Genomic DNA, 13,136 nt, shown 5'->3' with positions numbered 1-13,136 from the left:
TCCATTGCACCTTTATATTACCTGTACAGGAATGGTGTCAGACAGAGTAATGGCTACCCTAATTTGCGGGATATTTCCGTTCCTGGAATCGGGAATGCAGCATTCCCGGATTCGGGAAAGACGGAATTATAAGTGAATCTACTATTTTCGAAACGCCAATAGGCCATCCCGCCCAATCGGGGAGCTTCTGCAAGCCCCAATCATTGAGGAACAGGCGGATGACTTCAGTCAAGTCCGAGGTCGAATCGCTGTGATGCCGAAAGGATCCGTCCGCATGATCCATGGTAACTCGACGCTGTAACAATTAGACTTCGTATAGACACCACAAGTCACTATTGATCGTGTACTTCTCCAGATATGAAATTAACCGCTACCTGTAGGAATTACGCAAGCGCATTATGCCTTGTTGGAAAGCGATGGCCTATGATAATCTGCACGATAGCCAATCAACTGTCCTTAACACTTTGTTTGGAAATTCGCTTTTCCTTCCAAGATTGCCTTCAGGAATTTTTTCGACTTTCTCAATTGCGTCTGAGTACCTTCAATTTCTTTGATTTTCTGCTCCACCACTTTCTTCTTTTCCTCATATGATAAATGAAGTTGTTGATTGACCAGTAAACTTAACTCTTCTATAGAAAATTCCACGGATAAGAGTGCCTTCACATCATTTAGATATTCAACAATCTCTTCAGAGTAAATACGATAATTATTGTCATCTCTTTTAACAAATACGTCCGGAATGAGGTTTTTACGTTCATAGAATCTCAAGGTGGATATTGGCAAACCCGTTAATTTTGAAACGTCGTTTATTTTCATCATGGTACCTCTCTTTAAGTATTGCTATAAACCTAAGTTTATAGTTCATAATGACAATAGGATAACGAATGACATACGCCATGTCAAAAAATTTAAGGTTATCCAAAGGAGAGATTCTATGTTCAACCATATCCAAAATAACGATTTCGCCAGTATCGTCAAAGGACGACGTTCCGTTCGTAATTATGATGAGAACTTTAAAATATCGAAAGAAGAGATACACGAGATGATTTCGGAAGCCAGCTTGGCCCCCTCCTCTGCCAATATGCAGCCTTGGCGGGTAGTCGTGGTCGACACTCCGGAAGGAAAAGAAAAGCTAAGGCCTCTTGTGCGGTTCAATACGTTACAAAACGATACTTCATCGGCCATGTTGTTAATTTTCGGTGATACCCAGAGTTACTTAAATGCTGAAGAAATCTTCAATACAGCAGTGGAACAAGGGAAAATGCCGGCTGAAGTACGAGACAGCCAGCTCCAAACCATCCTATCGATGTTCCCGGCTCTCCCCCAAGAAATAAAAGTGGAAGTGGCAAAAATCGATAGCAGCCTTTTTGCCATGCAATTCATGCTGGTAGCTCGTGCGCATGGGTATGATACGAACCCAATGGCAGGCTTTGAAGTCGATCAGGTAGCCAAAGCGTTTGATTTGGATGAAGAACGCTATACTCCCGTAATGATGATCTCAATAGGAAAAGCTAAGGAAAACGGGTATGAATCCGTTCGATTAAGTTCGGACAAGATTACATTTTGGAGGTAACCTCCAGATTAACACTTATAAGCTTGCTTTTGATTGAATCAATAATACAAACAGCGACAGCTTCGGACTTTATTTTCTCGTCTACGGCTGCCGCTGTTTCTTTCATTCATATTGATGGGCTGCGCAAATTTATTTCACCATATCGAACAAATGAGCTTTAACCCGCTCCACTTCATCAGGCGATCGATGCATATCGACACATTCATTTACGTCAAACTTGTTGCCGTCAGGATCAAAAAATTATGTAATTTTTGAATTTGTACTGAGATGTTAGCTATAGTATCATTTAAATCGAATTCCCCGGTCCTTACTTTTTACAACCATTACTTCAATTCTTAGCATCTCTGGTTTTGGGTCATGTTTTAAATTTCAACGAATCCATCCCTCCAAATAAACTTATGCAATTATGGCTCAACCTAATAATCAGTGCTTGACAGTCAAGCTAACCTTCGATGGTGGTTAAATGCTACGAAAATGCCAGCTTTATAGCGGCCCGGTACTTGTCATAGCTATTTTCATATCGGCGAGGGTAATACGTGCGCTAATGGTCACCGCAGTCTAAACTTGACCCACAACGCTTCCAGAAAAATGGGGTTTCATATTAGCTCCATATGAGCGTTGTTCAAGAGCGGAAAATATACTATTTTACCAATATATGATGAAATTTGATCTCTCCTCGTAGAGCCCCAGCTCTATTTTCTGTAAAAGAGCCGCTTTCATGTCGGGGGTCCGCGGCAAGCCATAGCTGTTTTTAGTAATTTTGTTCGTTCCCAGTGCTTTTAAAAGGGAAAAATTATTATTATTGGGCTCATTTGGATATTTTTATTTATATAAAATCAACTTAATTTCCAATATTTGATGTTTCCATAAAATTGGAAGCATAGTGGGGCATGTTTAGTCACCGAAGTCCGTTAGAAGCGGAAATGCAGCGAAATGAGATTGTAACGGTCACGGATGCCCCTTACAGGCTGAAAAAGGGGCGATTGTGGGGAAAACTGCCTTCTAATGGTCGCGGATGTCCATTAGAATCGTGAATATGTAAAAATCAGCCTCTAAAGGTCAGCGGTGACCGTTAGAGACAGGTCCTTTCCGTATCTGGAAGATATCTTCCGTCGTTGTGATATACGGATTCTGCATCGGTCTATTCCTCTTTTGTTGGCCATCAGTTCAATATCCCTTTCAATTTATTCTCCGATTGCCATAGACAGACTTGTACATATACAATAAGAAAATGACAAGAGCTAAAGTTGTATCGACAGGAGGATATTAGATGCCGCAATTAATTTTCAGAGGAATTCCAGCCGAGGGCATACGGGCAATTAGCGTAGCTCTCGTAGAAGAGATGGCCGCAATATGCCAATGCGGAACAGATAATTTCACTTTAGAGTGCCTGCACGTCACTGCTATATTCGACGGGAAATATACCGATTCGTATCCTTTCATCGACGTATGGTGGTTTGAGCGCGGGGACGAAGTGCGCGATAAGATGGCTGAGGCGATCGATAGGCATGTCCGGTCGCTCGGAATACCCGACCTGGAGATTTCCTTCCGGGTAGGCCGCGAGGACAATTTTTATATGAACGGACGCCGTTATGATTCCTAGCTGATGAAACTGATAAACTCTATTTTTAATTTACTGCGGTAAATCCGATGTTTCAAATATTTGCTGCTCCAAATTTACAAACCAGTAAACCCTGTATACACAAGAGGCGTCCCTATCGGGGTCGCCTTTCAAGCTTCCGAAAATAGTCTACAATCCTATGCTTTCGAATAACCATCCGATCCATCGATCCGGACTGGTCTTGTACCCAAGAAATATACTCAGCCAAACGATAAAACCGAGCAACGAGATCGTTACGAAAAGACTTATTTCTTTTACTGATTTTTTCCTTCGCAACAAATAGACGAGACTGCCCCCTAGTCCGATAAGAAAACAAATTATAAATCCGCTCACGCCGAACCTCCCCTCTCTCACTTGGGAAATCTACGAATCCACGTCAGGAAAAGAAGCAGAACGGGGAGTACGATTCCATATAGACTCGAATATTGAAAAATGAATCGTGTGTCCCACGCTATATTTTCCACGACATTCTCGTGAGTCAAAATCGCTATTCCGGAGATGAGCAGGACTAGTGGGATCGCGATCCATGTTCGTTCACTTACCCGAAATAGCTGGCAAATTCCTGTGACCGCGCAATGATACGAAATGCAAAGTTTAATGAAAATCCAAATCAACCAGACGATTACGATCGTCGATTCCACATGTTCGATGAATTCCGCAATTTGAAGCTCCTGCACGATGATATACAGCGGGTATACAAAATGGGAAGTACGTGTCACACCGAGCACGCCGATCGTCACAAGAACGATACCGCTTATCAGCAATGCCGCCACTACGATACCAAGCAGCAGCCCTGTTTTGACTCTGCTTTTGACATAGGGAACGATCATCATAAGCATGACGGACTCCATATAAGGAAAACCGATCACGGGGAGCGAATCTTTCATCAACTGCCAAGCACTCAACTGAAACATGGGCTCGAAACGTTCCCACTTCCATTCAGATAGGGTGAATAAGTAAATAACAACGACAATCAATACGACCAAAGGGGTTAAAAACTCGATAGTTCTTGCTATCGTCTCTAGACCTTTGATCACCGCATAACATACAACGATCAAAAACATAAGATGAAACACGGAGATCGGCGTACGAGGCATAAGGATGGTCTTCATGAAATCACCAAGATTGCGGGTGACCCAACTGGCGATTTGGATGAAGAACCAAATATAAAGAAGCGCGAAGAGTCCCCCGAAATATTTCCCGGCTACCTTCGTGCATATCTGCACGATGCTTAATCCCGGATTTCTACTCGCCAGAGTCAACCACAAACAGGCGATCAACACGGCAACGATTCCCGCTATTAAGGGAATGATCCAGCCGTCTTGTTTGGAAGCAGCAATGATGCTTCCGGGCCGGACAAAAAAAGCAGTGCCTACCATAAAATTCAACGACAATAAAAAAAACTGCCACCCGCTTATGCGTGCGTTTTCCACGCTAGTTCCTCTTCTCTTTAATACGGATCGATTGTAAGGCCGAACGTCTCGATTGTGCAATTTACGGTGAGATCAAGTTCCGTTTGCTGCCATATATCCTTGTCCTTTTTCGCTTCCTTCCATTGGTCTCCTCGTTTGCGCATGATTTGCTGCTCGATTCCGAGCAGATCCCATTCGTTTCGCTTCGCTTCCTCATAGAACTCGTAGGCTTTTTCCGATATGTGCCGGTTGTACTGCGCTTTGATTTCTTCCAAGTTTTGAACGGTTAATTTCTCATCTTGCGTATTTTCGACAATTCGAAGCTTCGATTCGATATTGATTTTCAGAGTGGGGCTTCCGGAAATCATGGACAGTTGTTTGCGGACCAAAGTTTTTGTCACCCGGACACCAACATGTGCCTTATCTACAATGAGCGTTTGGTAGAAAACCCCGATCTGCCCGTTTAACAAATAGAACCAGGGCATTTCAGCCAATGTTAATTTTCCTACCATCCGATCCTGTTTGAAAACGGCGCCACCTTGCAGGACGATATTCCCCTGATTGGCATCGATTTCTTCATATCGGCCGGTAGTTGGCATCGCTTTGCCGGATAAACGGATAAGGGGCAGGACGGTAACCGTGGCGCTTTCCATATTTTCGACTAAATCTTTAACCCGCGTCTGTTTGCCTACGCGACCGGATTGCTTGGATTCGCTTTCAGTGATAGAGCGAACGGCTCGGCCGGGCAATCGTTCCAACGGAATATAGGTTTTCATGATATCAGGGAGCGGATCATTGGTGACGAACAGGTAGACAGTAGCGCGCCTGTCCGGTTGTTTCTCCAAGAATTCCAGTATTTCCTTCATGCCTGCTCTCGCAGTCCTTTCGGTCACAATCATCGCCTGATAATGATCGAAGAAAGGCTGCCTTGGAATGATGTCGGACATTTTGTCGGTAGCGCCAGCTGATGTGTTTGCTTCGATCCGATACGTGTAGATGGGGGAATTGATGCCTGACGTTTTTTGCGCCGCTACCCCTGCAGGATTAATGACTTGATAGTAAACGGTAAATTTCCCGTTGTCAGGGTTCCTGTCCAAACCGACAAAGTTGATGATGGCGAGCCGATTGACTTCTACTAAATCCCAGCAACCTGTCAAAAAACTGCAGCATAAGATGGATAATACGACAAGGAATCGCTTGCCATATTGGATGATTGGTTTTCCCTTCATGCTTGTCACCTTTTCTTACGTTTTGGGTTGTTCATGCGGGGCAACGATTTCATCCATGGTCGCGGCACGCGTATGATAACATCCTTCCAATCGGACAGAAATGTCGGCGCTATCGGAGCCAGATAAGGAACACCGAACGACTTGAGAGAGGCAAGATGTATGACGGTAAACAGAACGCCGCATAATATGCCGAACAATCCCGTAAATCCAGCCAATATCATGTACGCATATTGCAGAAATCTCTGCGATATCCCAAAGTTGTAGAACGGGGTGACAAAATTCGTGATTGCGGTAACGGCTACCACGATAACCGTCGCCGCCGAAACGAGCCCTGCCTGAACTGCCGCTTCCCCCAGCACAAGCGCCCCGACGATTGCAATCGCTTGACCGGAAATCCGCGGCATACGCAGGCCGGCTTCACGCAGCAATTCAAAAAGCATCATCATCAAAAACGCCTCCACATAGGAGGGGAAAGGCACCCCTTCCCTCTGAGCCGATAAACTGACAAGAAGCGTAGGAGGTAGCAGGGAGTGATGAAATAAGGAAACGGCAACGTAAAGGGCAGGGACGAATACGGCGAGCAAATAAGCGAGAAATCGGATCCAGAGCAAAAAAGTGGCGATGTCCGCTCGTTGATAATAGTCTTCCGGCGAAGTAAAATATTGCATAAAAGTGACGGGGCCGATCAGCGAGTACGGACTGCCATCCACCAATACCGCAACACGTCCCTCCAACAGGTGAGAAACCATAACATCGGGCCGCTCTGTTTTCATAAGCGTCGGAAAAGGCGTGAATATTTTATCCTGGATCCACTCTTCTATATAAGTGCTGTCCAAGATGCTGTCCGTCTCTATTGCACGAATCCTGGTGCGGAATTCATTAAGGATTTCGTCCGGCGCGAGATCTTGAATATAGCAAATCCACACTTTCGTTTCGGTGGATTTACCGATCATCATTTGCTCGAATCGCAAGTCTGAAGTGACGATTCTTTTACGTACCAGGCCGATACTAGTTATAAGGTCCTCATTAAATGCCTCGTGCGGTCCCTGTACAGTCGTTTCCGTTTTGGGCTCCGCTACCGGACGATGATGAAAGCTTGCTACATCCAGCATAAGCACATAATCAGCCCCGGGAATGACGAGCAGGCACATTCCCTTCAAAAGCCCTTGCGCACAGGAGCCCAAATCGAAGACCGTTGAAGTCGAAGCAATAGGGATTCTGCTCTTCAACGTTTCCATTAGATCCGTCATGCTTTCTGAATCGTCGAGGAATCGGCATTCCGAAAAAAATTTAAGAACGTTATCTTCAATTTTATTTTTGTCCACTAACGTCTCGATGAATAAATAACTCCCTAGAATACCTGGGCGCAGCACTAACGTATGATAAACTAAGTCGGGTGGATTCCCGATGGCATTTACCAGTTGAGAGACAAAAGCATCAAACTCGCTATCTTTATATAAGGGACTGTCAGAATGTGATGGGGTATGATCCAACAAGGGCCGAGCCTCCTACGACAGGTATACGATTCAATTATTTCCACTCGGTAAGCATTTTAATACTAATATCTGAAATATATTAGGAACTACTTCCCGGTATATTCATTTTTTGGCCAACAGAAAAACTCCCCTTTAGATAGCAGGTTTAATGATTTCACCTGTCTACTTAAAGGGGAGCATATCAGATGCCCTATTATCTGTTAATCTTTTGAGCGATCATCTTCATTAGAATCGTTACCGCCTCTGCTCTTGTTGTCTTATCAGAAAAGGAGCCACCACAGAGGAGTCTCTACGACAACTGCTTTCTAAGTTTTTTTGGAATACATAAGTAATGACACCAACTTATTAAACTCACCATTAATTCGACTCTCATTTCATTCAGTAATCGCGCGCTGCATCGAACCAGCGTTGAGCCATCTCCTCAGCTATAGGCTGGCCAATCAGGTGGTCAGACTGGCTGAGTTGCCATACCGCTTCACCAAGGTCTTCTCGTTCGGTGGTTTCGACGCCTTTGAGGTTGTTGAAGCGCACGGTGAAAGCGGTGATGGCTGCCTCGGCTTCGGCAAAGCTGCGGGCCTCGGACAAGGTTGCCTGCGCAACGTTGTAAGCTTCATTAGCCAGCTTGGCCAGACGTTTAGGCCAGGACGAGAACGGGCGGCCGAACTCGGTCGTCCACCACTCAGGCTTTCGTAATTGGCTCACCGAAACATGGTCGGTCCAAGGGCGGGTTTCAGCGCGTGTTTTCATTTGCTTTTTTAGACGCTTGCCAGCGATCTCTTCCACATTGTAGGCGATAAATCTGTCAAGCAATGGCCACTCGTTCAGGGCCGGCAAGTCCCCCAGATCAGGCATGAAGCGCAGCTCCAGATTCGTTAACTGGGCATGATGAGCCAATAAGTCCAGGTCGCAGAAGTTTCCCCACAAACTCAGTGAGTTAAGGTTTGGGAACCGCTTTAGACACTCCAGCGAGATGGGCTGTCCCAGCGGCGTGTTCTGTAGCGTCAGGCTCGTTACCTGGTGCAGCTCACCCAGGTCGGGCAGCAAGAAAGGAGTATCATCCTTGCGTCGGCCGGTGCGCGGCGCTAGTGTCAGAGAAGATGGCATATCGCCTGTGGCCGAGAAGCGTGATAGATCGCCGGACACACTCATGCGGAAATGCCGCTTCGGAAGCTTCAGGCTCAGAGACCCCTCGGACGGGTCCAACTCGATATACAAGCCATGCAAATTGGACTGACTGGCGTCCGCCACCGTGTCTGCAGACAGGATCGGAGTCCACCTCATCTCTTCAATGAGACGTTTCTGCGCCCAGTCAAAGAAGCCTTGGTCACTACCTGTATAATGCAGAAATCGCGGCCAGGGCGAGCCCGCCGGCGTGGCAAAGGCATCGAATACGGTCCAATCGATGTGCGCATCAGGCGCGACATGAAGGTCTGCCTTCTTCCCCAATTGCGATGGTCCAATGGATAGACTGCCCACACCGGGCTGAATGACAAGAGTATGACTGCGAGGACCTGTCAGGTCGATGGAATAACGACCAACTTCACTAACAGAACCAGCAGGTGGACGAGCTTGGTTATCATTTGGCATTTCTATCTTCCTTTCTTCTACACCATATCAGGTCATCAGACCTAACTATTCACGCCTGCCTCTATTTTCTGAGCAATAAATTGTTTGAATCTTGTAAAATACCGCTCTGATGCCTCCCAACGCCTAAGGTCCAAATAGGGCATGTCCTGCTTGCCATATTGATTGGGCGGCTGATAATGCCGGGAAACATAAGTTCCATTGTCCAGTGTATAAAAATAATACGCTCCATCCGGAGTCTTGATTTCAATCCGGCCATGTAAGGGATCTCCGTCCTCGTCCGTATGCACTTGACGGAAGCTGTAACATTTGGAGCCGTCCCAGAACCCGTCATTCTCCTCCGCTTCCGAATATAATTCCTGAATGACAGAGTGCTGCAGAATATCTTGCACATACTGTACCTCAATGTTTCGTAAATAAATCTCAGCCATATTAGCGCAGGTCAGCAGCATCGTCCAGCAATCGCTAATCCCTGCTAGTTGTTCCTGAGACTCTTCTGTAAGGTCCTCCCACTCAGACCCTTCATCTATGGTTCTCCTCAACAAACCGATGGAATGATCTTGCTCCAGCCAAATATAGTAGTGATGCCGGTTATCATTCATATAAACGCTTAGATCCCGTTGATCCCCGTCAGAATCAATATGCTTCAGTTGAACTTTGAAAAAAACGTCTTGCTCCTGAAAATCAAAAGATGGCTTGTCATTCGGCATTAAAATACACTGAGTCAATTTCAATATATTTTCCTCATTGATCGTGTTATGGGTGAAATATAAATGAACAGCTTTCTTACTCGTGGGGGATTCATTTATTTTTTTCAGTGCGGAACGCCCTTCTTTAATTACGGTCACCAGCGTGCCAAAAGAAAATTCGGCATCCTCCTCTTCCATATCCAGAAAAACTTCATCGATCAACACCTCATGAAAGTCCACCGGAAGCTCCTGAAATACGCCGTCCCCCTCCCACACATTTACTAAGCATGCGATCGATTTATGTCCGTCCACTTTGAAGCTGTACTCGTCATCCTGAACTAAAACCGCAGCGCTGAGATCACCTTTAACAATCGTTTCCCCATGATTATAGGAGCCGCACAATATTTCCTCAATCATCAGATTGCCCGAAACATAAATTTCCTGGCCGCCTACAGCTATATTTTTCGCACTCATATTACCGGTCACCATAAGTCCTATGGCACCATCTGTTTCATTATTATAGAGATTGTCTACCGTAAAATTTCCATCTATAAAAATGAGGATTACCTCTTTTTGTTGCGGAAAAGGCTGCTCCCAATCCAGATTAAGAGAAGGCAGCGTCAAATCCCCTTCATAATAAGCGGCAAGCTGCTCGTCACTGAAATCCTGATAAAAATTCGCCCACCAAGATCCTTCCGGAAATTTATCTGCTAATTGACTAATAGGAATGAATCGGAAAAGATTGTTCATACATTATTTTCCCTTCATATTAAAATCCCATCTAATAGTAAACGGTCAGAGTTCCCGAAAGCGGATGCTTACTCCGCCGCTTCCGCCAACCATACTTTCATAGCCGGAGATTCCGCCCGATTTAAACGTAAGGCGATTTCGGTATTGATCTCATCCGGCGGCATGACTTCGACAAGGACGCATACTGACTCACGCAGTTGATTCAAGGCAAACACGCCTTCATCATCGAGCATTTTCATCGCAAGCTCCATGGCCTTCAGCCTCAAATCAAACTCGCGATTCCCTTCGTCATTCCCAAGATCCGCAATGAAAGGACGCTCGATAAATCGTTGTTTAACGTGATCGAAGTTCTCATCCCCAAAACAACAATAGGGCGAATCGGCGTAGGACCATTTGATGAGCTCCGCAATCGTCGGTCCCGGTGTGTCACTTTCGGCTCCTTGCCTGGCCGATTCCATCTCCAAAGCTTCCCACGACCAAGCAGAGATGCTTGGCGCATGTCCCTCGCCAGTAGTGTATAGCGTACAGTAATAGTAACGTTCGCCATTTTCAAAAAGAGCGCGAAAAGACGTTCTGGCTGCATCGGCGATCTCTATCGCCAGCGTCTCTATTTCTTGCATCGGCTTCATGACAATGGCCCTCCTTTCCGTTAGTCGATCAGCCTTAAAAGGAATCCTCCTATAATCTGTAGAACCTACGGTTCAGCTTAACGGTTCTATCGCCGAAAAATTCGCCGCAGCGCGTAGCTTCCAACCTACTCATCATTAATTTTTATTTAAGAATGTTCGTCGATCAGCCGTTCTAGAAACTCCGCAAACGTTGAAGCATACTCGTCGATAAAATCATTCATGAGATCATAACACATGATCGGAAATTCACCCTGTTTATCTCTAGTAGACGTATCAAAAAAATAAAGCTCATCACTATCCGGCACGAACAAGTCCAGTCTGTGGGGAAACCGGCCTACCCACCATTCCTCTGCTTTATTCAGTCTGTGTATGTAAAGAAGGTCGCCATCGTAATACTCTCTGTGTTCCGGAGCAGTGATCGCAAGAATATTCCCGCCATTCAACCGGGCATTACCGTAATGAACCAGCCACCAGCGATAAGATGGCGGCAGGCGGAATCCTAATTCCTCTTCGGCTTCCGCTATCCAGCTCTCTTCCGCACCATGACCAGGAAACCATTTTAAAGCGGAAGTCGTTTTCAATTTTTCTTCCAAACGCTCATACATGAGTTCGATCCTCTCTTCCTATACATGGGATTATTCTAAGTTTTGGATGTCTCTCCTGCCTTCTACAAATGATATGGCGGCGCTTTTCCTGCTACAATGTTGTCAGGATGAACGTCAGTTGGCTCGTAGTCATTCATGCGGAGAAGGATATACTCAATTTCTTCTAATGGCATTTGCAATTGTTGGCTGACCTCATAAAGTCCCATATTCTGCGCAAGAAGTTTCCGTGCTTTATTGATCTTTCCATCCAACCAATTATTTTCCAACATCCAATTTTTTACCCTAGCTAAAAATTGATTTTGTGTGTCCTCATCTGCATGCTGTTTATATTTAGCAACTGACTCTGACAGATAGTTACAAAGGTAACTACCTAATACCTCACGTTGCTCATGTTTGGACATCCGTTGATACTGTTCATAACTTATGCTGATATCTAATTCGAGGGTATGATCCCTGTTATCAAAACGTCTGGATGTTTTTCGACCATAACTTTCAGGTAAAACACGTAATACAAAAAAGATATCATACGGAAACTTCCATGTATTTGCCACTTCCTCTAACTGCAGCAGTTCATCTCTCAATTGACCCACACACGTTCCATGTGTATCCAGAGTAAAATCTAGTTTCATGCATACCTCCCTCTCCCACTCATAAGGAGCACGCTGATCATCTGTTATTTTCTGAAAATCGCTTCGCACCCTTTCGACAAGAGCCACTGCTCCATAACGGCAAACGCCTGTTGTGCATCCTGTTCATAGAAGACGACCACCTCTTGCTGGTAGGCATAATTCAATCGTACATAGCCACCTAGTTGCCGGTAGAACAGGAAGCAAGCATATGGAGTCTCAATGGACAAATCCGGCGGAAAATCCACTTGGCACATTCCGGCCAGATCGGGCAGCGAAAGCTGGTCCTGCCCTTGTGGCCAACGTAAAAAGAGATGGCTCCGAGTGCCCGTCCACGGTTCATAATAGACGGCCTCCTCTTGACTGATTCCATACACCTGACGATATATTTCGTCCAGCACCAAGGCGTACATCCCTTCGTCTTCCTGCTCCCGTGCCTGCAGCGAAATCGCCTTTACGTGCTCCGCATGCCGAGGTAGCCAAAGCAGCCCAGCCGTCAGGGGATGCACTGCCAGAAAATCACCGTCCACCGTTGTGCCTATAACGATACACTCGCCGATCTGTTGCTCAGTAATGGGGCTGTCTTCGTCATGCTCCCATAACCCGTACTCGGCAAAAGGTTTAAGCACCTCCGTATCCGGCAACTGGACATTCAACCACCCTCTGTAAGTCCCTTCGCCGAATCGCCGCAAAAACCGTAGGTAGCCGGGTGGATAAACAGCGGCGTCTTCCTTCGCAAGTGCTTGATTTTGTCCATCAGACAGCGGTTTTGGCCTAGATACGATGTACATGAATACTCCTCCTGTTTCCTAAATGATGATATTGGGACATTTAAGGAAGTCAAAAACTTCTGTTGCGCGGTGCATATATAAAGATTGACGCAATCACCATTCATAAAAATTTTCCTCGATCAGCTCTTCGA

At 45.6% G+C, this 13,136-nt stretch carries 14 protein-coding genes; 2 read left to right on the top strand and 12 right to left on the bottom strand.

Annotated features, from left to right (window positions below):
- Nucleotides 1-58: 58 nt before the first annotated feature.
- Nucleotides 59-304, bottom strand: a complete 246-nt coding sequence (locus J2Z66_RS30430; protein ID WP_209976525.1) for a hypothetical protein — start codon at nucleotides 302-304, stop codon at nucleotides 59-61.
- 152 nt (nucleotides 305-456) lie between these two features.
- Nucleotides 457-819, bottom strand: coding sequence for a MerR family transcriptional regulator (locus J2Z66_RS30425; RefSeq protein ID WP_245375955.1), 363 nt, complete (start codon nucleotides 817-819; stop codon nucleotides 457-459).
- A 115-nt stretch (nucleotides 820-934) separates the two neighbouring features.
- On the opposite strand from J2Z66_RS30425, the gene J2Z66_RS30420 reads away from it, so the two are divergent.
- Together J2Z66_RS30420 and J2Z66_RS30415 are read left to right on the top strand one after the other, a co-directional pair.
- Complete coding sequence (locus J2Z66_RS30420) at nucleotides 935-1,573, top strand: nitroreductase family protein (RefSeq protein WP_209976524.1); 639 nt, start codon at nucleotides 935-937, stop codon at nucleotides 1,571-1,573.
- Nucleotides 1,574-2,843: 1,270 nt separating this feature from the next.
- Entirely contained in the window at nucleotides 2,844-3,176 is a 333-nt protein-coding gene (locus J2Z66_RS30415; protein WP_209976523.1) for a DUF1904 family protein, read from the top strand.
- Between the two features lie 147 nt (nucleotides 3,177-3,323).
- On the opposite strand, the gene J2Z66_RS30410 is transcribed toward J2Z66_RS30415, so the two are convergent.
- From J2Z66_RS30410 to J2Z66_RS30365, 10 genes are all read right to left on the bottom strand, one after another.
- Entirely contained in the window at nucleotides 3,324-3,527 is a 204-nt protein-coding gene (locus J2Z66_RS30410) for a hypothetical protein (protein ID WP_209976522.1), read from the bottom strand.
- 17 nt (nucleotides 3,528-3,544) lie between these two features.
- Complete coding sequence (locus J2Z66_RS30405) at nucleotides 3,545-4,627, bottom strand: GerAB/ArcD/ProY family transporter (RefSeq protein ID WP_209976521.1); 1,083 nt, start codon at nucleotides 4,625-4,627, stop codon at nucleotides 3,545-3,547.
- Nucleotides 4,628-4,644: 17 nt separating this feature from the next.
- Nucleotides 4,645-5,835 carry a Ger(x)C family spore germination protein gene (locus J2Z66_RS30400; RefSeq protein WP_209976520.1) on the bottom strand — a complete coding sequence of 397 codons (1,191 nt, stop codon included), beginning with the start codon at nucleotides 5,833-5,835 and terminating at the stop codon, nucleotides 4,645-4,647.
- Between the two features lie 5 nt (nucleotides 5,836-5,840).
- Entirely contained in the window at nucleotides 5,841-7,331 is a 1,491-nt protein-coding gene (locus tag J2Z66_RS30395) for a spore germination protein (protein ID WP_209976519.1), read from the bottom strand.
- A 378-nt stretch (nucleotides 7,332-7,709) separates the two neighbouring features.
- The gene (locus J2Z66_RS30390) at nucleotides 7,710-8,918 is read right to left on the bottom strand and encodes a leucine-rich repeat domain-containing protein (RefSeq protein ID WP_209976518.1); all 1,209 of its coding nucleotides are present in this window, start codon (nucleotides 8,916-8,918) and stop codon (nucleotides 7,710-7,712) included.
- 41 nt (nucleotides 8,919-8,959) lie between these two features.
- Nucleotides 8,960-10,354, bottom strand: coding sequence for a hypothetical protein (locus J2Z66_RS30385; protein WP_209976517.1), 1,395 nt, complete (start codon nucleotides 10,352-10,354; stop codon nucleotides 8,960-8,962).
- A gap of 68 nt (nucleotides 10,355-10,422) precedes the next feature.
- The gene (locus J2Z66_RS30380; RefSeq protein ID WP_209976516.1) at nucleotides 10,423-10,983 is read right to left on the bottom strand and encodes a DUF4303 domain-containing protein; all 561 of its coding nucleotides are present in this window, start codon (nucleotides 10,981-10,983) and stop codon (nucleotides 10,423-10,425) included.
- Between the two features lie 146 nt (nucleotides 10,984-11,129).
- On the bottom strand, nucleotides 11,130-11,588 hold the full coding sequence (locus J2Z66_RS30375; protein ID WP_209976515.1) for an SMI1/KNR4 family protein: 459 nt from the start codon (nucleotides 11,586-11,588) through the stop codon (nucleotides 11,130-11,132).
- A 62-nt stretch (nucleotides 11,589-11,650) separates the two neighbouring features.
- Nucleotides 11,651-12,217 carry an Imm44 family immunity protein gene (locus tag J2Z66_RS30370; protein ID WP_209976514.1) on the bottom strand — a complete coding sequence of 189 codons (567 nt, stop codon included), beginning with the start codon at nucleotides 12,215-12,217 and terminating at the stop codon, nucleotides 11,651-11,653.
- Between the two features lie 44 nt (nucleotides 12,218-12,261).
- Nucleotides 12,262-12,870, bottom strand: a complete 609-nt coding sequence (locus tag J2Z66_RS30365; RefSeq protein ID WP_245375954.1) for a hypothetical protein — start codon at nucleotides 12,868-12,870, stop codon at nucleotides 12,262-12,264.
- Between the last annotated feature and the right edge of the window lie 266 nt (nucleotides 12,871-13,136).

Source organism: Paenibacillus eucommiae (assembly GCF_017874215.1).
Classification (GTDB): domain Bacteria; phylum Bacillota; class Bacilli; order Paenibacillales; family NBRC-103111; genus Paenibacillus_AI; species Paenibacillus_AI eucommiae.
This window is presented reverse-complemented; position numbering and strand designations above follow the sequence as displayed.